The organism is Erwinia sp. SLM-02 (assembly GCF_037450285.1).
Lineage (GTDB): Bacteria > Pseudomonadota > Gammaproteobacteria > Enterobacterales > Enterobacteriaceae > Erwinia.
In genome coordinates this window covers 58007-78216 of record NZ_JAQISN010000005.1, presented here as the reverse complement: position 1 = coordinate 78216, position 20210 = coordinate 58007, and the positions used below count along the sequence as shown (strand labels likewise).

The following is a 20210-nucleotide window of genomic DNA, read 5'->3' as shown; positions in this document are numbered from 1 at the left end:
CGTTTGTTGTACGTGAGCTTTTATGAACCAGCAATTAGCGGCTGAATAAAATGCAGCAGGCTTCACAAAAATAGTGATTTATAGCAGCATCAGAAAATAGATATATTTCTTATACTAATGATTTTTAATAATAAAAACTGGAAGGCATTTTGATCGTTGTCGCAGCCGTTAAATTTTTAACTTGTGATACGCCTCGGGAAACGATACAACTCCAGACATGTAGGACAAGTGGGTAAATGACGTGGCGCTTGAGAGTGTGCAAAAGCACAACATCGTGGATGTGATCTACGAACAGATGAAAAACAACATCCAGAACGGCATCTGGGAGCCGGGCTGCAAACTGCCTTCCGAGGCTGAACTAACGAATACGTTCCAGGTCAGCCGGGTGAGCGTACGCAGCGCGGTGCAGAAGCTGCGCGACCTCGGCGTGGTGATCACCCATCAGGGCAAGGGCACCTACGTGACGCGTGACGTGGCGCGCTACGGGGCATTCAACGATAACCAGCCTATCCTGCACCTGTCTGAAGAAGAGTTTGAGGACATGCGCGTGTTCCGCCAGACCGTGGAGTTTCGCTGCATGGAGCTGGCGGTAAAAAACGCCACCGATGACGATATCGCGGAACTGGAAAAGGCGCTGAACCGCATGCTGGTCAACAAGGATGACTATAAAAAGTATTCGCTGGCGGACTACGACTTTCATCTGGCGATTGTGAAAGCCTCGCACAATACCATTTTCATCCACGTGATGGAGTCGCTGAAGGGCATCTACGTCCACTATCTGGAAGAGCTGAACCGGGTGCTGGGCATTACGCTGGAAAGCGTCGAGGCTCACATTAAGGTGTTTATGGCGCTGAAAAATCGCGATGCCTCGCTGGCCACCGAGACGTTAAACAGCGCGATGACCCATAACGTTCATGCCATTGAAGACGTGCGGCATAACTGATTCCGCTAAAAAGCCCTTTTCGGGCTTTTTTAAGCACTTAACATGTAGGACATCATACAGGATTAATAAGGAATAACATGAGCAAACTCACCATTACCGACGTGAAAACCATCCTGACCGCACCGGGAGGCATCGACCTTGTGGTGGTCAAAATCGAAACCAGTGAACCCGGCCTGTACGGCCTGGGCTGCGCGACCTTTACTCAGCGTATTCATGCCGTGTCGGCGGCCATCGACAACTACATGAAACCCTTCCTGCTGGGCAAAGATCCCGCCCGCATTGAGGATATCTGGCAGTCGGCGGCGGTCAGCGGCTACTGGCGTAACGGCCCGGTGATGAATAACGCGCTGTCCGGCGTGGATATGGCGCTGTGGGACTTGAAGGGCAAGGTTGCCGGGTTACCGGTTTATGAACTGCTGGGCGGCAAATGCCGCGATGGCATTGCGCTTTACCGCCACTGCGACGGCGCGGATGAAGTGGAGGTGGAAGACAATATTCGTGCCCGCATGGAGGAGGGCTATCAGTACGTTCGCTGCCAGATGGGCATGTACGGCGGGGCAGGGACCGACGATCTGCGGCTGATTGCCGGTAAGCTGGCGAAGGCGCGGAATATTCAGCCGAAGGTGTCCCCGCGCCAGCGGACGGCGGGCGTTTACTTCGATCCCGATGCCTACGCCCGCGCGGTGCCGCGCCTGTTTGAGCATCTGCGTAATAAAATCGGCTTTGGCGTTGAGTTTATTCATGACGTTCACGAAAGGATCACCCCGATTGCCGCCGTGCAGATGGCGAAGTCACTCGAACCCTACCAGCTGTTCTTCCTCGAAGATCCGGTGGCGCCGGAGAATATCGACTGGCTGGACAAGCTGCGCGCGCAGAGCAGCACGCCGATTGCCATGGGCGAGCTGTTTACCCAGATCAATGAATATAAATCGCTGATTCAAAACCACCTGATTGACTATATTCGCTGCCACGTCAGCACCATTGGCGGCATTACCCCGGCCAAAAAGCTCGCCACCTTTGCGGAACTGTACGGCGTGCGCACCGCGTGGCACGGACCGGGTGACATCTCACCCGTCGGTGTTGCCGCCAACCTGCATATCGATATGAGCATTACCAACCTGGGGATTCAGGAGTACACGCCGGTGAATGAGGCGCTGATGGAGGTGTTCCCAGGCTGCCCGGAAATCGACCGCGGCTATGCCTACCTCAGCGACCGCCCGGGGCTGGGTGTAGATATCAATCTGAAAGAGGCGGCGAAATACCCGGTACTGGGCGGCATTCCCGAATGGACCCACGCGCGCCTGCCGGACGGGACTGCCGCACGCCCGTGAGGGGTTTGTAAGGGGTTGATAAATTGATAGGGGCTGCCGGGATGGCGGCCCATATGCACGACAATGGTGAGGGCCCGATCACCGTTCGTGATGAGATGGGACATGCGATCTTTACAGCAACTCAGAAACACGACCGTCGTAGCGATGAATGTCTTCATCGTACCCGATATAACTATGATTTCGAATCAGCGCCTTTGTCATAATGGCTTTTAAGCTTTATTCGGTAATTCGCGTATACTAAGTAATGAATAAATTAATTATAATCAGCTTCATCAAAGCGCGATGACGAGGATAATATCTGTGCTACCTTTATTGGAAGTTTACAATAATAGCATGATGCAATTACAGGGAGTTCTTGAACACTTTGGTTGGGGTATTGCGGTTAGCTCATTGACTGAGCAAGAAAAGCAGGAGATATGCCGTCGAGAAAATCAAAATATTGAAAGACATTATTTAGATTGGGAAGGCGGTCTAAATGACTTTGCTGAAATTGAGAATAACAATCATATTTTTTAATTATCTATCAAAGTGATAGATTTACGAAGTCCTGATGCCCCTCATGCAGCCATTATTATGCGTTTCGATGAGCATATCCCAGGTGTGCAAATTTACATGATTGAGAATTTCATAAGAAATCAAGTAACTACGTTAAATGGGAAGGTTTTCATTACCGCACTCCTTTTTGCCACGATTTTTGCCACAAATATCGATGTCAATGAAGAGAGAGGTAACGAAACATCAGTGATACTTGTTAACCCTGATGATAACTTACTGGGGTACTACAGGAGTTTTGGGTTTTATCAGGACGTCACTAATTTTAGTTGGATGTCTGCGGAAGTACCTGATATCGAGGATAACATCAAAAGGAAAATCGATCTTATGGACGAAGAGATTCCTTTTGATGATACAGCTGCGCTACCGAATCCCCACTTCCCGGGAAGCCTGGCGACGGAAGATGTGAATGATGACGCTGTGTCTGACAACAGCGATGGCATAACACCGGATGAACGGTAGAGTAGTCGGTAGGGTTGTTTGTAAAACAGACAGTGGCAGTGTAGAATTTGCCTAACGGCCCATCGATACAGTAGGAGGTCTGATGAGAATCAAAGAGAAACCAACCAGCATTGGCGACAAGAAAGACCTCGCCAAACCAGCGGTGGATTTCTGGATGAGTCTTGATGGCGGGAAGGTTGCAAAATTAGGTAGAAAAGACGCTGACACACTTGGCGTGAAGACCTGGCCAAACAAGAAATCTATTCCAGTGAATTAAGAAAAGGCTCCTTTGGGAGTCTTTTTTATGCCTGGCAAAACTGGAAAGCCGCGCCAGACAAGGCTTCACGTTTTGCTACTAGCATTTAAAAGCCATACAAAGCACCTAGGGTGTGGACGTTATGTGGGCACTCTGTCCACCGTTTTCACCCTTCAACGGGTTGAGTAAAATCGCATCCTGCAGGTACTGAGGCGCGAAGTGCGCATAGAGCATTGTTTGTGCAATTCTCGTATGACCCAAGATCCTCTCCAGCGTGATGATGTTCCTTTGTTAATCATAATATGCTTCGCGAAATAGTGGCGCAGTGCGTGCGTTGCTTGCCCCGATGATAAATCAGGTTTAACCGCTTTGAGGATGTTCCTGAATTCTTTGTAGCTGGCATCAGGGAACAAAAAACCTCGCGTATTGCCGACAATGTAAGCCGCGACTTCATCTGAGATCGGAACCGTGTGCGGGGTATTGGTTTTCGTCTTACCAAAAGATACCCGGTTATGAATCACATTCTCCGCTTTCGGTCGCGCTGCTTCACTCCATCTTGCACCGGTGCTCAGGCACAGAACCGCAATCTTACGATTTCCCCCCCGATAACGCCGCCAGCAACGCGTCAATTTCCTCAAGAGTGAGATAGCCTGTTTCGACAATCTGCTCTTTCAGTTTTTTAAACCCCCTGAACGGATGTTCCCCGTTGTAGAGTTCTGCCTCAATCAGGGTCGTAAACATCCTGCCCATTGTGATGAGGTCGCGGTTTATGGTGGTTGGCTTAACGCTATTACCTCATCGCTGTGCGCAATACTGCGTTATCAGGCTTTTGGTGATCTGGAAAGAACATGGGTTATCCGCAGTCTTGAACTCGCGCTCTCGGCCTGCGCGCTCAAGGTCGAGACCATCAAAGACTGTCAGGACAACACCGATGCAGAATATGAAGAGCCTGCGCAGGGCGCTCACTGACGCCGTGCCGTAGTTAAAAACAAACCCCGAAATGATTCGCATCTTTGCCGATGAGGGAAATATTGATGCGCGCCTCGCGGCCTCGTTGTCACACGAAAAGATTTACACCCTGAATGTGATCGTATGTGATTTTGTGGGCTACCCCGATTTGATTTTTGTGCCGGTGGCTGCATGGCTGCGAGAGAATCAGCCGGACATCTGCACGCACGATGAGGGACGAACAAAGGACTATCCGTTCCAGATGGATTTGAACGACGGGAACAATGTCGATATCAGTATCAGCCTGCAGCTCACAGAGCGCACGCTCGTCAGGGATGAAAACGGCGCGCTGCACGTAAGCTATGCGCCTGAGCTACCATTGCACGAGCCGGTTACGCGTCCGACTGAGCTGTATATTAATGGTGATCTGGTGAGCAAATGGGATGAGTGACTTTAAACCCTTTGACGATAAGCTGGTCGGGCTGGTTGGTGCGCTGTCACAGGCTGGGCGGCGAAAACTCGCTGCTGAGATTGTGAAGGAACTGCGCAGATCGCAACAACAACACATCAAACAGCAAATTGCTCCAGATGGCACGCCGTATCAGGCCAGAAAACGCCAGCCCCTCAGGGAAAAGTAGGGGCGTATTAAAAGGGCAATGTTTAAGAAGCTGCGAACCAGTCACTACATGAAAACCAGTAGCCGCAATGATACTGCCGTGGTGGAGTTTACCGGCAAGGTGCAACGAATTGCACGTATTCATCAGCTCGGGCTTAAAGACCAACTAAGTCCTCACGCTCGAGATACGCAATATCCGGAACGCCAGTTACTTGGATTTACTTCTAAAAATAAGAAATTGATTGAAGCAATAATCTTAGAAAAATGAATTGACACGTTTTAAGCAAGTGAATATAACGGTTATTGGATTTCAAAAATAAGTGATTATTCTATCTACTGTAGATGGCACATATATAAGCTAAATTTCAATGTGTTTATTGTTATTAGGTGCGAAGGTAGGGGGCTGTATAGCTTGGAGATAATGATGTTGGCAAATCTAGAACGGATGAGGAAAGCCATTACAGAATGGGCTATAAAAGATAGTTTATTGCACGATGCGAGATTTTACTCTAGGAGTGAATGGAATTCACGTAGCGAAGAGATGCATGATGGTGCTCTTTTAGTATTAACTATTGATTCAAGCGGGTTATATCACTTGCTTAATGGCGGTTGTGATACTGAGGAGTTTGATGATCTTGTTGAGTCCTTTGGGTTTTATTATGAGATGGGATATGCTTGGAGCTTAGGATTCTATCCTTTAGATGATTACAATTATTCAAGGTTGTCAGGGACGTACACGCAGAAACTGACTGATAATAGATGGCAGATGAAATCAGCACTGGTGAAACGTAGGGCTGAGCATAAGTGCCAAGATTGCGGTGCTAAACCTCCTCTTGACGCTCACCACTGTTATTATACAAGTATGCGAGAAGGATATGAACCTTGGGAATATCCTTTGAGCGCATTACGCGCATTATGTAGAACCTGTCATGAGAAAAGGCCTATACCTGAAATCAGAATTAGGGCTTTTCTTGCTCAGCTAACTCAAACGCAATTAATAGAGTTAATAGATGGTCTCGATAATGCATTCAATAGGTTTGAAACTGATTCATTTCTTGAATTTTTGCAAAAAGTGTCATTCCATGAAAATTTAATGGATTCGGCAATCAAGATTTTGAAGAAAAATACTGATATCTATGATTAGAAATTTGATGCGTTTAAGGTCAGTATTAGACCTTAAACGCATGATGTTAATTTGCGAGGAAATCGTATAAGCAAAGTAATTGACGATATCCGGTATTAACATTATGTGAATTTGCTAGTAAATACTTTTTGAGCTGATCAATATTTATGTTATCGTCAAAAACACAACAAGCGATAGTCCCTGCGACTTTCCATGCAGGAGTCTGGTCTAGTACATCTTCTATTGACGTAAAATCAGAGCGACATACAGCGCGAGATCTTTCGATCTGGCTAACTATTTTATCAAGTTGTCTGTCTTTAGCTATTGGGATGTTTTCTAAGTCAGGGCATATTGAGCTATAGGCATAAAAAGGGAAGTGCTCATGATTACCGATTGTTTGCTTATTAAGAAGTACAATAAGTTGAGCGTTGGCTTCTTCCACTATTTTAAAATAGTTTTGCAACATTTCAGATTTGGTTTGGTATACATACTGAACTGTTTTTTCTGAACCCACGGCAATAACCATTTCTTCATTTCGAAGTTCATCGAGGTTTTCAGTTATTTTTACTTTTATTTCGCCACCGCTTTTGATGGTGTTCCATACTTTTTGTACTTTACGAATGTCCATTGCTGAAACTGGTAAAACTAAATTTGATATTGCTTCATAAACAGCTTTGTAGTTGTCAGTTTTTATTTTATTGATCCTGATAATTGACAATCCCTCAATGTTAATGTCGTGCTCCGATATCGTGGTTGACATATTTCCTTCTTCGTATTCAACCAAAAGAAAATTATCTTTTATTCTTTTGGCTAAATCAGTATTGATATCAACATAAGAAAAAATGGTTTGGAGAAGATACTTGATGTTTTTGTCGCTAATGCTATAACCAATGAAAATTATTGGGTTATGAATAAAAATAGATAAAAGCTGCGCCCTAATTAATTCATACTTATTATCAAAATTTTTATAATCGTCAAGTGTGATTATGATATTGTTGGGGTCGCTAACACATCCGTGTATTTTATAAACGGAGCCGTATGGGTTGCTTAATAAAATGTTATTACCAATTAATGGGATGAAATCAAAAAAGTTTTCAATAAGCTGATCGTAATTGGTTGTAATTACGGAGCCAATGTTCTTCCTCGTTTTAATGAGGCTATTAACTTCGTCCTTCATGAGTTCTCTAATTTTCAATTCTTTTAATATTGATGTGAGGTAAATTTTGAAACGACTAAGTTTTTTTCCTTGTTTCATATTCTCATAAAAAATGTTATTAATTTCTTCGAACTTACCATTTCGATCAGAAGCTAATGTTTGATTGAATATCTCTTCGAGATTAGTGGCTAAAATGTCATACCGATATTCATCTCCCACAAGGCTATCAGCTTTGAGATCGTAGTAGAACTCCGGGTTTCCAGTCAAGTCTACAGCGGCTTTCATTAATAGGTCATCCCAGCTGTAGGAGTTTTCTAGATAGCGGAGACTAAACCCAGTGCCGATGAAAAGGACAGGATGGTTTTTATATTGGCAAACGAAATCGTTAATTTCCATGACAACCCTCAATGTGAATCATTTATAACTCTATGTAACCAAATTGCTGTAAGAATTTCCAATAATCTTTGCAAACTTTGATACGAATCTTCGAGCAAGTATAGTCAGTTAGTCATGTAAGCTAGAATGCTATCTTGGTATTTATGGAGCTAAATAATTCAGAATTTAAAGTAACCGATTGTTGTTCCATCTCTGACATAACCCCTCTCGATTGCCGCTGGCCTTGCCCGGCGGCATCTTCCCCCATGAACAATCTAACTTCTCTGCAGTATATCGCCCGTGCGATACGCAACCTCATCCGCATCGGCATTTTGACCGATGTCGACCCCATTGAGGGGCTTTATCGCGTCCAGACCGGCGGGGTGCAAACTTCCTGGCTTAACTGGCTTAACTGGCTTAACTGGCTTAACTGGCTAACCTGTCGCGCCGGGCGCTCGTGGGTGTGGTGGGCTCCATCCGTTGGCGAGCAGGTGCTTTTGCTGGCTATCGGTGGCGAGCTCGATACCGCCTTTGTCGACCGTCTGGCGGAGCACCGTAAGGCGATTGGCCTGTAACCCTTGATCCGGTCAGCAATGCTGGCCGGTCACTTAACTTTGAAGAGAGAAACATCATGGAAAATATCAACGAAACCGCCACCACCGAAACTGAAAGCTCGAACGTTGTGATCCTCGATACCCCGCTGATGTGTGGCGAGCAGAAAATCGCGCAAATCACCCTGACCAAACCGAACGCGGGAATCGCAGATTCGAGGCTGACCAGCTCGATATCGAACTCGATGATGCCGACGGGCTGGTCGAGCTGCCGCCGCGCGGCGCAAGGCTGACGCTGTGGCACGGCTGGCAGGGATCCGCGTTGCTCAACAAGGGCAGTTTTACGGTCGATGAAATCGAGCACCGGGCCGCACCGGATACGCTGACTATCGGGGGGCGCAGCGCTGATTTTCGCGGAGCGCTGAATTCTCGCCGGGAACAGTCATGGCATGACACCAGGCTCGGAGTGATTGTCGAGACCATTGCGGCGCGCAATAAGCTGATGGCCAGCGTGGCCGACACGCTAAAAGCGATCTCCGTGCCTCACATTGACCAGACGCAGGAATCCGACGCGGTGTTTCGGTCCCGTCTGGCTGACCGCAACGGCGCAACGTTTCGGTAAAGGCCGGGAAACTGTTATTCATCAAAGTCGGTGACGCGATGCTGGCCAGCGGTAAACCTATCCCGCAGATGACACTTGAGCGTGGAGACGGTGACCTGCATGAGTTTGCCATTGCTGACCGGGAAGCCTACACCGGCGTGACGGCGAAATGGCTGCAAACCAAAGACTCGAAACCGCAAAAGCAAAAGGTGAAGATAAAACGCAAGCCGAAAGAGCAGCACCTGCGCGCGCTGCAGTACTCGAAAGCCGTCAAAGCACCAGGCCAAAAAAGAGCAGGAAGCGCGCGAGGGGGAGTATATGGCCGGTGAGTCTGACAATGTGCTGGAGCTCACGACCATCTACGCGACAAAGACGCAGGCCATGTGCGCTGCTCAGGCAAAGTGGAATAAGCTGCAGCTTGGTGTTGCGGAGTTTTCAATCTCGCTGGCGACTGGCCGGGCTGATTTATTTCCTGAAACGCCGGTTGCGATGAAAGGCTTTAAGCGCGTTATAGACGAGCAAGCATGGATAATCAGCCGGGTGGTGCATAACCTCAACGGGAACGGCTACACGACGGGCTTAGAGCTTGAGGTGAAGGTTTTTGTTGGTGAGTATGATAGCGAAGAGTTAAATCAATGAATATAATATAAGTGTTTGTTATGTAATAATTTTGTTGTTAGAGTTAACGTATCAGAAATTAAAAAGGTGTTCGCTATGTTTCATTGTCCAAAATGTCATTTTGCTGCTCACGTCCGCACAAGCCGCTATTTATCTGACACTATCAAAGAGCGTTATCATCAGTGCACAAACATCAACTTCAGCTGCACGTTTGTTACCAATGAAACGGTTGAGCGGTTTATTGCATCGCCTGCAGTATTAGTGCCAGCGCCACCTCACCCAACAATATCAGGGCAGCAGAATATGAACTGGATGTGACCTATGGTAATTTTAAATAAAGCGAAATAACAATTAATTGTTATTTTTAGGTTAAAATGGGATCTGCTAATAAATTAAGGTCATCGTCATGTCGCAAATCGACTCAAAATTAATTTTTAAAGTAATTTCTTCCTGGAAGTTGCGGGTCTGGGCAGTAATATATTTTTCTGTGGTTATATTTTTCGCCTTCTTGTACTACGGATTTTGGTTGTATAGGCCAGATAGTTTTATTATAAACTCGGAGCTTAATGTGCATCCATTTTACGATATGAACGTGATGCTTTGGAGTGATGAGGGTTACGACTACCCTATGGGTAGCGGCATAGATTTGAATGTTCTTAAAAAAGAAAATGACGAATATGTTTTAAAATTATCCAAAGATAAAAATGATCTAGAGAAAATTGATTCTGAATTGGCTGATCTTGATAACGAGTTTAATTCAGTCTATAAGAAAAAAGAAGCCGAATTTACAGATAAAAAAAAGGAATATGAACAAGAGATGTTGTCAGCGTTTATAGAGCATGAGAAAGCTTTAGAAGCAAACGTGGCTAATTTTGAAAAAGAGTCTCCAGTTATAGTTAAGACAAATGATGATGTTATGAAAATTCAGCGCATTGGTGATGAACGAGTCAGATTAGCAGAAGCTAGACTAGAAACCGCACGTCAATCATTTAAAATCGCTGATTATATTCTTAAGAATTTGACGCTATTTACTTCTAAGGAGACGCGTGATGATTTAATTAAATTAAATGAGAGAAGAATAAGTTATAATGATAAGAGATTTGAACTAGTACAAGAAATGGGGGGTAAGCGTTCTGCTGCAATCGATAACGTCGGTCGATATTACAAGCAGTATATGGCAAGACTCAATCCTATTGATTTCATTTATTTTAGTGTAGGGATATCTACAACTACAACTTTTGGTGACATTGTTGCTAGTGATAGATTAATCAGGGCTTTTGTCAGTCTGCAACTTTTGTTGTGCATATTCATCGTCGGTGGATTTTTAAATTCTGCAATAAATAAAAATTAAATGACCTTGATTCATCTTTTTTAGCTTTCCGCAAGCGATAAGAAAAATTGATAGTGGTATACGATTCTTAGAAATGCATAAAGCCATCGAATATTTATCTGTGAGGAGCAACCTAGCATATGCGGGGTTGCTCTTATCGGCGTGGTCAATGTGTGGGCGCAATCTGAAATAAATTATTTTATTTCATTGTTTTAAGATTTTTAAAAGACTCCTTTAGGAGTCTTTTTTTGTATGCTGCTCAAGTTGTCGCGCTAAAACATTCAGGAGGGGCGATGTCATTTGAAAACATTTCCCGGCGATTCCAGAGATGGAAGGTCGTTATGATTCCCGGGGAAAAATCATATGAGTCATGGGATGACATGGTAACGAGTGAAAACTTCCCGGAAGACGCCAGGAAGAAGTATAAGACACACCGCACTAAGGCGATCGACCGTACGCTAAAAAATCCGGACTATATACACACAATGTCTGAATTTGGTATTACCGTTAGGTATCGTGTGGAACGCCGGCGGTAATACTGATTATATTGCAGTTCTTTGTGAACTCATTCTTCAAGTTTGAAACTGATAAATGCCACCACCGCACCCAAAACCGCGGCAGTCGCATTTTTTCTTCTTTCCGATGATGCATCCCGCCTGCATCATCAGCCACAACGTCATCTACTTTTCGCGGGCAGGGTGGGGGAGCGGATAATCAAAATCAACCCTGATTGGCTCCGCGTAGGGGCTGTTCCACAGCTGGCTGTAAAGCGCGTCCAGGCGCTCGGTCATCGGCCCGCTGTTCATCACCAGCTCAAGGTTGCGCGAGTTATCAAAATAGCCCCCGCTCCAGTTGCTGGTTCCCACCCAGGCGGTCGCGCCGTCGATGGTCATAAGCTTGCTATGAACCACTCGTGCAAAGGGAATAAAGCCCCGGGCTGCGGGAGGGATGGTCACCACCTTCAGCTGCACGTTAGGCACCAGCGACAGGCTCTTTAACCAGAACACCTCCGGTTTTTTCAGATTCCAGCTGGCCACCATCAGTTCAACCTGCACCCCCCGCGCGGCCGCGCTGCGCAGGGCGTTATCAATCGTGGCGTAATAGGGGCGCTTTCCCTTTTCTCCCCACGACAGCGGGGCGTAGTCCATCACCTGCACCCGGATCCGCGATTTGGCGTTGGCCAGCAGACGCGGCAGTTCAACCTGCGAGTCAATCACCCCGCTCGGGTTGTAGTCGCGCGGGCTGGCAACCAGATAATTGCCCTGTGGGGACGACGCCGGTGCCTGCCACGCCAGTTTTGGCACCGGCTTATTCCCGGCGAGCAGGGCCTGCGCCTGCCAGTCCTGATCGAAGATAGCCTGAATTTGCCGCACCGCTTGTGCATCATCGATCCGCAGGCCGGTTTCCTGAATCTGCTCCAGCGCGCGCCAGTCAAAGTTCTGGCTGCCGACAAAGGCTTCTTTGCCATCCACCAGCAGATACTTGGCATGGACGATACCGCCGGTCAGCCGGTGGAACGGAATAATCCGCAGCTCAAGGTTGGGGATGGTTTTCAGCGCCGCCAGCGTTTCCGGCGTCGACAGGCCAACGCCTTTCTCCTCCATCAGAAAACGAATTTTTACACCGCGTTCCCCGGCGGCCCGCAGGTGGGTCAGCACGCCGTCCAGCAGCGAGCCTTGTTCGTTTGCCACATAAAACTGCGCCAGATCGATATGAGTGTGCGCCGAATCAAACATCTGCTGCCAGACTTCGGCAGCATTGCGCAAATCATCGTTCTGCAGCGTGGTTTCCTGGGGTGCGTTATAAACCAGCTCGTAGCCCGGTATTGAAAACGCCGCCTGCGCGGGCAGACTTAGCAGCATCCAGCCGCCCGCGACCAGGCTAATCAGGCGGCCTCCCGGCCACCCGTATTGACGATAATCAGGCATAGCGCTGCGCCTCGCGCCCTTCCCAGCGTTGCTCGCTTTTGTCCGGACGACTGCCCGGGCTGCCGGCACGGATCAGCAGAACCTTGAGCAGCTCGTTAATGCGTTCCATGCGGCTTTGCAGGTAGTTGTTGCCCACCAGGCACAGCAGCGCTATCGCAATCCCCAGACCGGTGGCGTACAGCGCGGTGCCCATCCCGGCGGAAACCATACTGGCGTCAGATACGCCAGAGGCGGAAAGCGCCTTAAAGGTATCCATAATGCCCAGTATCGTCCCCAGCAGGCCCAGCAACGGCGCGGCGGTCACCACGGTTTCAAGCATCCACAGCCCGCGCGACATCTGCGGTTTGCTCAGCAGGTATTGCGCATCAATTAAATCGCTCATCGCCTCGCGGTCTTCCGTCATTTGTTTTTTCTCCAGCACCGGCAGAATCGTGGTCAGCGGCAGGCTGCTGCGCCGGGTCAGCGATTCCGGCAGGTCCGACGCCCGGCGGACGTCCGGCTTCAGCGCCTGTTCAAAGCGCTGAGCCTGGCGCTGGGTCCACGAGAAATAAAGCCCGCGTTCAATCAGTATCACCACGGCGATCGCCAGCGCGGCATACATAATGTAGAAAATAATGTCGTGGATCAGGTTGGCATCCATCAGCGTGCCCTCCGGTCAGTTAAAAGGTGGCTTCCAGCGAAACGCTAAAGGTGCGCTCTTCGCCGACGTTGTAATACGGAGTGCTGGCCCTCACGCCGTTGTAAGGTGCCGCGTTAAAGGTCGTTGAACGCACGGAGGTCAGGTACTCTTTATCGAACAGGTTATCGATGCCAAAGCGCAGGGTGGCGCTTTTAACAATCTTTTTATCCACCGGCAGATGAACGCCTGCGGCAACGTCAAAGATCGTGCGGCCGCTGATTTTCTCGTCGTTGGTTAAATCGCCGTAGAACGCGCTGACGTATTTACCGCCGAAGCTGCCGTAATACAGACCATTGTCATACCCCAGCGACATGTTAAGCATGTTTTTCGGTACGTTTGGCACCGTTTTGCCCGACGTTGGCAGTGGATTGCCGCCGTTGCTCACAATGTCATCTTTTTGTTCGGAATGCGTGTAGGTGTACGAGGTGTAGTAGTTGAAGTTGTACGGCAGCTTACCGCTCCACTCCAGCTCCAGCCCTTTACTTTCCACGCTGCCGATATTCATCATTTCGTAGTCGCCGTCAGCATTGGTGGTAGAGATCTGACGGTCGGAATAGCGCATATAGAAAACGGTCGCGCTCAGCAGCATATCGTCGCGCTGGAAACGCCAGCCCAGCTCGTGGTTCCAGCTCAGCTCCGGCGCGGTGTTGATGGAGTCGCCCACGTTGTAGAGCACGTAGTTTGGCGGTGTGCGCATGTTGCGCGTCAGGTTATAGAACAGTTGGTTTTCCAGGTTCGGCTTATAGCTGAGGCTGAAGTTCGGCAGGAACTCATGGTAGGTCGCTTTACGCTTTTCCGGCGCGTTGTACAGGCTGCCCTTGTTATCACCAATGCGCTCGACGTACTGATACGCCAGCCCGCCCACCACCGTCCACTCTGGTGACACGAACCAGGTATCCTGCAGCCAGACTTTTTGCGCCGGGGTAACGGTGTACTGGTTGCGGCCCTGTACCGTGTTGCCGTTGGCGTCTTTTACCTGATCGGATCCACCGGGCTTACCGGAAACGTTCGCCGGGTTGCCATCATCCTGAATGCTGATAAACGGCTGAGTCTGCGACTGGCGCGCACGCTCATACCAGTAACCGATATCCAGGCTGTGCTCGTCGTTAATATCCCACTTCAGTTTCGTGGTAACGCCCGGCCGCCATGTCTGGGTCCACGAAGGTCGGTAGTAGGTATTGGATGTTAAATTGCTCAGGTCGTACTGCCCGGCCTGATCGGAGGTGCCGGACAGCACCGAGGCCGTTTGCCCGGTAAAGCTGCCGCCGTTACCCCAGTAGTAATAGGGCTGAACGGTCAGCGCGAGGTTGTCGCGAAGCTGCAGTCGTTGTGAGAAAGAGAGGCTGAAGTTTTCAAACGGGTTACGGTCCAGCTTGTAATATTTGCTCAGCTGTCCTCTGCTGTTATAAACCGGGGAGGTCGAGTAATCCTGAGTCGGATCTTCGTCAAACTGCGCTTTGCTCAGGGTGTTGTAGTTGGTGTTGTCCTGCTTGTTGTACTTCACGATCAGGTTACTGCTGTTGCCGTTGCCATCCTCGTACAGCGAGTTCATCTCGAACTTGTTGGAGTAGTTGCGTCCTTCTCCGCGCCACTTTTTGGCTTCGGTGTGCGAGTAAGAGAGCCAGTTGCTGAAACCGTTGTATTCGCCGGTCTCCAGGCGGGCAAAGGTTTTGCTGAGACTATTGCTGCCCAGCGTTTGCTTGACGAAGCCGCCGAACTCTTTAGACGGGCGCTTTGTGACCAGGCCGATGTTGCCGCCGCTGGACCCGATATGCGGGCCGTCCGCTTCGGAAGAGCCCTGAGTCACAAAGATCTGTTCAAGGTTATCCGCGTCGCCCAGCAGGTTCGGATACACCGCATAGTTACCCGAATCGTTAATCGGGATGCCGTCCATCGACAGGCCGATTTGGTCGGCGTTCATCCCGCGCATGGTGTAGTCGATACCGCTCAGGCCGCTGGCGTCATTACTGTTGACGTTCATACCCGGCGTATATTTCAGCATGTCGATCGCGTTGCTGGCACCGGGCGCTTTGTCCATGGCTTCTTTGGTCAGCGTGGAGCGCGCTTTACTGCTGTCTTCCTGCACCATCAGACCGCCGCCCAGCGACTGCCCTTTGACGTTAATCTCCCCCACATCGCTGCTGTCTGCCGCCAGCGATGAACCTGATAACAAGGCCGTCACCACGGCTAACGCAATCCCAGAATAATTAAAGTTCTTCATTTTTTTTCCTGTGAAAAAACAGATAATTAAATTTTATGGAGCCTGATAATTAAACGTTGCGGTAAACCTTTTACTTCTTTGCCCGGCGAAAGCCTCTTCAGGGAAGGGCTTCAGCTGGCTGATACTTTGTAAAGAGCTGAGCGCGGCGCGATTGAGCAACATGCTCGGCGCCCTGCCGGCAATACCGGAAGCGAGCACCCTGCCGCTGCGGTCAACCTCCAGCCAGACTTCAACGTTGCCCTGTGGACGCTCCAGTGATGCCTGGCGGCCGCTCGGGTAGCGTTTGCGCTGTTCCAGCTCGCGGCGTAGCGCCTGCAGGTAGCCGTTTTCTACCGCCTGCGCGTTGGCTTTCGGGGCCGGAGGAGCAGGCGGAGCAGGGGGCGCGGAGGGCTGGCTCACCGGCCTGCTAACGGCAGGCGACCGTGGAGCCACGCGCGCCTGCGGCTTCGGCGCTTTTTCAGCAACCGGTTTTGGCTTTGTTTCAGGTTTCGGCTTCGGCTTTGGCTTCGGCTTAACAATCGGCTTGGACTGAATAACCGGTTCAGGAGCAGGAACGACGGGTTCAGCCATCGGTTCCGGCTCGGGCTGCGGTTCGGGTTGAGTCTGTGGTTCCGGCGGCGGTTCTGGCTGCGGTTCCGGGATCGGCTCCGGCTGCGGCGGCTCAGGTTCAGGTTCGGCCAGCGACAGTTCCATGACCGTATCGTCGTAGTGGGGTTTCACCTGCAGCACGGCATGCTGGCTGATAAACAGTAAGCATCCACCGATAACGAACGCGGGTAGCCAGCTGACAACGTGGCGTGAGCGATAAAGCAGATACATATCACTGCTTCCGTGTGGCGATGGAAATGGAGAAGAAACCGCCCTGGCGCAGGGTATCCATCACGGCAACCAGGCGCTCGACCGCCACGTCTTTATCGCTGTTGACGATAATGGTGGTGGTCTGGTTTTCCTGCTGCTGCTGCTTCAGGGTCGTCACCAGCCCATCAAGGGCCAGCGGCTGGCCGTCCAGCTGCAGCTGTTCGCCGCTACCGAGGGTGATGATGGCTTTTTTCTGCGGTTTAAGCTGCTGGGCGCTGCTGGCCGACGGCAGCTGGGTTTTCAGGCCCAGAGCCGGGATCACATTCAGGCTAATCAGAACAAAGAAAACCAGTAAAAACATCATCACATCGATCATCGGGATCAGTTCGATATGGGCTTTATTTTTTTTAGGCTCACTCCAGTTACGCATGGCACTCCCTCCCAAAATTGAAGGGGCCAATATAGAAGTGCTTTGTTTATTTTTTGTTGCACATTTATTATTTTATTATCACAACCCTTACATTTTTATGAAATATAACAGCGATAGGGTTTAGTCCTTACCACGATATTTGGCTGCGGTCAGGGCCGGATTATGTTTTCAGCGTATGAGGATGCGGGGGGTTTACAGGAATAAAATTTATTATCATCCCTGACGATTCAGAACTGCTAAAGGTGAAAACCTATTTCTGTTGATTTTATGGTGCCAAATGAATCAAAATATGTATCTAAAATCATATAGTTAATCATTTTTAAAATCTGGAGATCTACAGAGGCAGAAAATTGATTTTTTACCGTGAAAAACGGGTGTCGTCGGCGTTAAGCAATCGATTTCGTTCAAGCAATTGGGTCAGGAAAGATCCTTCAGGAATAGTGATTACCAGACCATCAGTAGTAATATAATTGCGTGATATCTACAACAGTGATTATTTCTGGATTCACCGACTCTGCCTGTAAAATTAAGGGAGTGGGTTTGTCATATCCGGAAATATAGATTCGAGATGCTCTGGCGGTATTAAGCGCTGCCCTGACTCAGGGCCGTATCCCCATTACGCGGGTCAGATTATTGACCGTCAATCCGGACAGCCGCATCTTATCGCTTTCCCGTCAGGGAATATCTGCACACCATCCCACCCTGTATTTTTAACCGCGAAAGGCGGTAAACTGCCCGCCATACGCCGCTAAGCAGAACACACCATGCAAAATCGCCTGACGATCAAGGACATTGCCCGCCTCAGCGGGGTGGGGAAATCCACCGTATCCCGCGTGCTGAACAACGAAGAAAACGTTCGGCCTGAAACCCGTGAGCGCGTACTGCAGGTGATTGAAGAGCATAATTTCAGCCCGTCCAAATCGGCGCGGGCGATGCGCGGCTTCAGCGATAAGGTTATCGCCATCGTCGTGTCGCGGCTGGATTCCCCGTCGGAGAATCAGGCGGTGCGCGGCATGCTGCCGGTGTTTTATCAGCAGGGCTATGACGCTATCGTGCTGGAAAGCCAGTTCAGCGTGGAGCGGGTGAAAGAACACCTGCAGGTGCTGAAGCAGCGCAATATCGACGGGGTGATCCTGTTTGGATTTACCGGCCTGACCGCCAAAATGCTGCTGCCGTGGCGGGAAAAGATGGTGATGCTGGCCCGCGAAATGCCCGGCCTCTCTTCGGTGTGCTACGACGATGCCGGGGCGGTGCGGCTGCTGATGCAGACGCTGCGGGAGAAGCAAATCGGCGAAATCGGTTTTATCGGCGTTTCCGATCGCGATACCACCACCGGGCTGAAGCGTACCCGCGCCTATGAAGAATTCTGCCAGCAGCACGGGTTAGCGCCGCATATCGCGCTGGGCGAGCTGACCTGGCAGAGCGGTTACGATCTGCTGCCGCAGCTGCTGGCCCACGATATCCGCGCGGTGGTCTGCGCCTCCGATACCATCGCCCTTGGCGCGCAAAAATACCTGCAGCAACAGCAGATTAGCGGCGTGCTGGTGTGCAGTATCGGTAACCTGCCGCTGCTGCATTTCCTGTTCCCGGAGTCCTTCTCCGTGGAGCTGGGATACGGTGCCGCCGGCGATGCCGCCGCCCGCCAGCTGCTGGCGCAGCTGGACGGATCGACCGATCTGCATCAGACGATTATTCACGGAAAACTGGCGCTTTAACGCCGCCTTTCGGTCCGGTTACCCCCCCACGATCCTGAAAATTTGTGATCGTTTCTGCAAAACTGGGAACGTTCCCATGACAGAGCATAGTGGTTCTGGCTATTCTTGCCTCGATTTCAGGCAGCCCCTGACCCGGCATTGGACACTTCCAGAGATAAGGCCACTTCATATGAGTAAAGTTAAGCAACAGGACGTTGATCGGCTGATCGACCTTGTAGGCGGCAGAGACAACATCGCCACCGTGACCCACTGTATTACGCGCCTGCGTTTTGTCCTGAGCGATCCGAAAAAAGCCTCGCCGCAGGGGCTGGAAGCGCTGCCGATGGTCAAAGGCTGCTTCACCAACGCCGGGCAGTTCCAGGTGGTGATTGGGCCGGAAGTCGGCGACTACTACAAAGTGCTGATTGCGACGATCGGCCAGAATGAAGTCGGCAAAGAGCAGGCAAAAATCGCCGCGCGTCAGAATATGAGCCTGTTTGAGCGCAGCATCTCCCACTTCGCGGAAATCTTCTTCCCGCTGCTGCCCGCGCTGATCAGCGGCGGTCTGATCCTCGGCTTCCGCAACGTTATCGGTGATATTCCCTTCAGCAACGGCCAGACGCTGGCGCAGATGCACCCGATGTGGCAGTCGGTTTATGACTTCCTGTGGCTGCTGGGCGAAGCGGTGTTTATGTTCCTGCCGGTGGCGGTGTGCTGGTCAACGGTCAGAAAAATGGGCGGCACCGAGATCCTCGGCATCGTGCTGGGCATCACCCTGGTGTCTCCGCAGTTGATGAACTCCTACAACCTCGGGCAGCAGCTGCCGGAAGTGTGGAACTTCGGCTGGTTCACCATTGAAAAAGTCGGCTATCAGGCGCAGGTGATCCCGTCCGTGCTGGCCGGTATGGCGCTGGCGCTGGTGGAAAACGCGCTGAAGCGCATTGTGCCGGCGTACCTCTATCTGGTTATTGTGCCGGTGACGTCGCTGCTGATTGCGGTGTTCCTCGCCCATACGCTGATCGGGCCGTTCGGCCGCATGATCGGTGACGGCGTGGCGTTCGCGGTGAAAAGCGTGATGACCGGCAGCCTTGCCCCAATTGGTGCGACCCTGTTCGGCTTCCTTTACGCCCCGCTGGTGATCACCGGCGTGCATCAGACCACGCTGGCGATCGATATGCAGATGGTGCAGAGCACCGGTGGTACGCCGGTCTGGCCGCTGATTGCCCTGTCAAATATTGCCCAGGGTGCCGCTGTAGTGGGCGTGATTATCGTCAGTAAGAAGCATAACGAACGTGAAATCTCGGTTCCGGCGGCGATCTCCGCGTTCCTCGGCGTAACCGAACCGGCGATGTACGGCATCAACCTGAAATACCGCTTCCCGATGCTCTGCGCGATGATCGGTTCCGCCGTGGCGGCGCTGATTTGCGGCCTGGCCGGCGTGACGGCAAACGGCATCGGCGTGGGTGGCCTGCCGGGCATCCTCTCGATCAAACCGCAGTTCTGGAGCGTTTACGCGCTGGCGATGCTGGCAGCAACTGTAATCCCGATTATTTTGACCGTGCTGGTTTACCAGCGTAAGGCGCGCCGTGACGCGCTGGCTGCGGTCTAGTGGTATTTAA

20 protein-coding genes and 4 pseudogenes are annotated in these 20210 nt (G+C 50.3%); 16 read left to right on the top strand and 8 right to left on the bottom strand.

What is annotated here, in order from left to right:
* Nucleotides 1–241 precede the first annotated feature (241 nt).
* The 5 genes from PGH32_RS21515 to PGH32_RS21495 all read left to right on the top strand — a co-directional run bounded on the left by PGH32_RS21515 (nt 242) and on the right by PGH32_RS21495 (nt 3544).
* The gene (locus PGH32_RS21515; RefSeq protein ID WP_123333876.1) at nt 242–943 is read left to right on the top strand and encodes a FadR/GntR family transcriptional regulator; all 702 of its coding nucleotides are present in this window, start codon (nt 242–244) and stop codon (nt 941–943) included.
* Nucleotides 944–1020: 77 nt separating this feature from the next.
* Nucleotides 1021–2274, top strand: coding sequence for an enolase C-terminal domain-like protein (locus PGH32_RS21510; protein ID WP_123333879.1), 1254 nt, complete (start codon nt 1021–1023; stop codon nt 2272–2274).
* A 300-nt stretch (nt 2275–2574) separates the two neighbouring features.
* Entirely contained in the window at nt 2575–2790 is a 216-nt protein-coding gene (locus PGH32_RS21505) for a hypothetical protein (protein WP_337895079.1), read from the top strand.
* 57 nt (nt 2791–2847) lie between these two features.
* Complete coding sequence (locus PGH32_RS21500; protein ID WP_337895078.1) at nt 2848–3288, top strand: hypothetical protein; 441 nt, start codon at nt 2848–2850, stop codon at nt 3286–3288.
* Between the two features lie 82 nt (nt 3289–3370).
* The gene (locus PGH32_RS21495; RefSeq protein ID WP_337895077.1) at nt 3371–3544 is read left to right on the top strand and encodes a hypothetical protein; all 174 of its coding nucleotides are present in this window, start codon (nt 3371–3373) and stop codon (nt 3542–3544) included.
* Nucleotides 3545–3696: 152 nt separating this feature from the next.
* On the opposite strand, the gene PGH32_RS21490 is transcribed toward PGH32_RS21495, so the two are convergent.
* Complete coding sequence (locus tag PGH32_RS21490; protein WP_337895302.1) at nt 3697–4152, bottom strand: tyrosine-type recombinase/integrase; 456 nt, start codon at nt 4150–4152, stop codon at nt 3697–3699.
* Complete coding sequence (locus PGH32_RS24750; protein ID WP_443112818.1) at nt 4112–4264, bottom strand: hypothetical protein; 153 nt, start codon at nt 4262–4264, stop codon at nt 4112–4114. Before PGH32_RS24750 ends, PGH32_RS21490 begins: the two co-directional genes overlap by 41 nt.
* Between PGH32_RS24750 and lysC the strand changes: the two genes are divergently transcribed.
* The 4 genes and pseudogenes from lysC (at nt 4220) to PGH32_RS21470 (ending at nt 6231) form a co-directional block, all read left to right on the top strand.
* Nucleotides 4220–4492, top strand: a complete 273-nt coding sequence (gene lysC, locus PGH32_RS21485; protein WP_337895076.1) for an Rz1-like lysis system protein LysC — start codon at nt 4220–4222, stop codon at nt 4490–4492. The two genes, PGH32_RS24750 and lysC, sit on opposite strands and share 45 nt — an antisense overlap.
* A pseudogene (locus PGH32_RS21480) lies at nt 4455–4922 on the top strand (phage tail protein). Before lysC ends, PGH32_RS21480 begins: the two are co-directional and overlap by 38 nt.
* Nucleotides 4915–5355, top strand: a pseudogene (locus tag PGH32_RS21475) (phage virion morphogenesis protein). Before PGH32_RS21480 ends, PGH32_RS21475 begins: the two co-directional pseudogenes overlap by 8 nt.
* A 153-nt stretch (nt 5356–5508) precedes the next feature.
* Nucleotides 5509–6231 carry a hypothetical protein gene (locus tag PGH32_RS21470; protein WP_337895075.1) on the top strand — a complete coding sequence of 241 codons (723 nt, stop codon included), beginning with the start codon at nt 5509–5511 and terminating at the stop codon, nt 6229–6231.
* A 46-nt stretch (nt 6232–6277) separates the two neighbouring features.
* On the opposite strand, the gene PGH32_RS21465 is transcribed toward PGH32_RS21470, so the two are convergent.
* Nucleotides 6278–7762 carry an SIR2 family protein gene (locus tag PGH32_RS21465; protein WP_337895074.1) on the bottom strand — a complete coding sequence of 495 codons (1485 nt, stop codon included), beginning with the start codon at nt 7760–7762 and terminating at the stop codon, nt 6278–6280.
* 245 nt (nt 7763–8007) lie between these two features.
* Here PGH32_RS21465 and PGH32_RS21460 point away from each other — a divergent pair.
* From PGH32_RS21460 to PGH32_RS21440, 5 genes and pseudogenes are all read left to right on the top strand, one after another.
* Nucleotides 8008–8277, top strand: a pseudogene (locus tag PGH32_RS21460) (phage baseplate assembly protein V); the annotation flags it as partial.
* A 95-nt stretch (nt 8278–8372) separates the two neighbouring features.
* Nucleotides 8373–8585 (top strand): phage tail assembly protein, encoded by a 213-nt coding sequence (locus PGH32_RS21455; RefSeq protein WP_337895309.1) that lies wholly within the window; start codon nt 8373–8375, stop codon nt 8583–8585.
* A pseudogene (locus PGH32_RS21450) lies at nt 8486–9532 on the top strand (phage late control D family protein); the annotation flags it as partial. The gene PGH32_RS21455 and the pseudogene PGH32_RS21450, both read left to right, overlap by 100 nt.
* A gap of 75 nt (nt 9533–9607) precedes the next feature.
* Complete coding sequence (locus tag PGH32_RS21445; protein WP_337895073.1) at nt 9608–9829, top strand: DNA-binding transcriptional regulator; 222 nt, start codon at nt 9608–9610, stop codon at nt 9827–9829.
* Nucleotides 9830–9917: 88 nt separating this feature from the next.
* Nucleotides 9918–10862 (top strand): ion channel, encoded by a 945-nt coding sequence (locus tag PGH32_RS21440; RefSeq protein WP_337895072.1) that lies wholly within the window; start codon nt 9918–9920, stop codon nt 10860–10862.
* 659 nt (nt 10863–11521) lie between these two features.
* On the opposite strand, the gene PGH32_RS21435 is transcribed toward PGH32_RS21440, so the two are convergent.
* Genes PGH32_RS21435 through PGH32_RS21415 form a run of 5 tightly spaced genes read right to left on the bottom strand, consistent with a single transcriptional unit; the run spans nt 11522 to nt 16897 of the window.
* Nucleotides 11522–12769 (bottom strand): phospholipase D-like domain-containing protein, encoded by a 1248-nt coding sequence (locus tag PGH32_RS21435; RefSeq protein WP_337895071.1) that lies wholly within the window; start codon nt 12767–12769, stop codon nt 11522–11524.
* The gene (locus PGH32_RS21430) at nt 12762–13409 is read right to left on the bottom strand and encodes a MotA/TolQ/ExbB proton channel family protein (protein ID WP_337895070.1); all 648 of its coding nucleotides are present in this window, start codon (nt 13407–13409) and stop codon (nt 12762–12764) included. Before PGH32_RS21430 ends, PGH32_RS21435 begins: the two co-directional genes overlap by 8 nt.
* 19 nt (nt 13410–13428) lie before the next feature.
* Nucleotides 13429–15669: a TonB-dependent receptor family protein gene (locus PGH32_RS21425; RefSeq protein ID WP_337895069.1), complete on the bottom strand. Its 2241-nt coding sequence runs from the start codon at nt 15667–15669 to the stop codon at nt 13429–13431.
* Nucleotides 15670–15702: 33 nt separating this feature from the next.
* Nucleotides 15703–16488 (bottom strand): energy transducer TonB family protein, encoded by a 786-nt coding sequence (locus PGH32_RS21420; protein WP_337895068.1) that lies wholly within the window; start codon nt 16486–16488, stop codon nt 15703–15705.
* Nucleotide 16489: 1 nt separating this feature from the next.
* Complete coding sequence (locus tag PGH32_RS21415) at nt 16490–16897, bottom strand: ExbD/TolR family protein (protein WP_123333898.1); 408 nt, start codon at nt 16895–16897, stop codon at nt 16490–16492.
* Nucleotides 16898–17661: 764 nt separating this feature from the next.
* Between PGH32_RS21415 and treR the strand changes: the two genes are divergently transcribed.
* Together treR and treB are read left to right on the top strand one after the other, a co-directional pair.
* Nucleotides 17662–18612: a trehalose operon repressor TreR gene (gene treR / locus PGH32_RS21410; protein ID WP_337895067.1), complete on the top strand. Its 951-nt coding sequence runs from the start codon at nt 17662–17664 to the stop codon at nt 18610–18612.
* Between the two features lie 169 nt (nt 18613–18781).
* Complete coding sequence (gene treB, locus PGH32_RS21405) at nt 18782–20200, top strand: PTS trehalose transporter subunit IIBC (RefSeq protein ID WP_314419377.1); 1419 nt, start codon at nt 18782–18784, stop codon at nt 20198–20200.
* Nucleotides 20201–20210: the final 10 nt, after the last annotated feature.

Coding starts and splice junctions, on each gene's coding strand:
- PGH32_RS21440 (WP_337895072.1), top strand. CDS start 9,918: ATGTCGCAAATCGACTCAAAATTAATTTTTAAAGTAATTTCTTCCTGG.
- lysC (WP_337895076.1), top strand. CDS start 4,220: ATGTTCCCCGTTGTAGAGTTCTGCCTCAATCAGGGTCGTAAACATCCT.
- PGH32_RS21420 (WP_337895068.1), bottom strand. CDS start 16,488: ATGTATCTGCTTTATCGCTCACGCCACGTTGTCAGCTGGCTACCCGCG.
- PGH32_RS24750 (WP_443112818.1), bottom strand. CDS start 4,264: ATGTTTACGACCCTGATTGAGGCAGAACTCTACAACGGGGAACATCCG.
- PGH32_RS21465 (WP_337895074.1), bottom strand. CDS start 7,762: ATGGAAATTAACGATTTCGTTTGCCAATATAAAAACCATCCTGTCCTT.
- PGH32_RS21470 (WP_337895075.1), top strand. CDS start 5,509: ATGATGTTGGCAAATCTAGAACGGATGAGGAAAGCCATTACAGAATGG.
- treR (WP_337895067.1), top strand. CDS start 17,662: ATGCAAAATCGCCTGACGATCAAGGACATTGCCCGCCTCAGCGGGGTG.
- PGH32_RS21510 (WP_123333879.1), top strand. CDS start 1,021: ATGAGCAAACTCACCATTACCGACGTGAAAACCATCCTGACCGCACCG.
- PGH32_RS21500 (WP_337895078.1), top strand. CDS start 2,848: ATGCGTTTCGATGAGCATATCCCAGGTGTGCAAATTTACATGATTGAG.
- PGH32_RS21425 (WP_337895069.1), bottom strand. CDS start 15,669: ATGAAGAACTTTAATTATTCTGGGATTGCGTTAGCCGTGGTGACGGCC.
- PGH32_RS21435 (WP_337895071.1), bottom strand. CDS start 12,769: ATGCCTGATTATCGTCAATACGGGTGGCCGGGAGGCCGCCTGATTAGC.
- PGH32_RS21415 (WP_123333898.1), bottom strand. CDS start 16,897: ATGCGTAACTGGAGTGAGCCTAAAAAAAATAAAGCCCATATCGAACTG.
- PGH32_RS21455 (WP_337895309.1), top strand. CDS start 8,373: ATGGAAAATATCAACGAAACCGCCACCACCGAAACTGAAAGCTCGAAC.
- treB (WP_314419377.1), top strand. CDS start 18,782: ATGAGTAAAGTTAAGCAACAGGACGTTGATCGGCTGATCGACCTTGTA.
- PGH32_RS21445 (WP_337895073.1), top strand. CDS start 9,608: ATGTTTCATTGTCCAAAATGTCATTTTGCTGCTCACGTCCGCACAAGC.
- PGH32_RS21430 (WP_337895070.1), bottom strand. CDS start 13,409: ATGGATGCCAACCTGATCCACGACATTATTTTCTACATTATGTATGCC.
- PGH32_RS21495 (WP_337895077.1), top strand. CDS start 3,371: ATGAGAATCAAAGAGAAACCAACCAGCATTGGCGACAAGAAAGACCTC.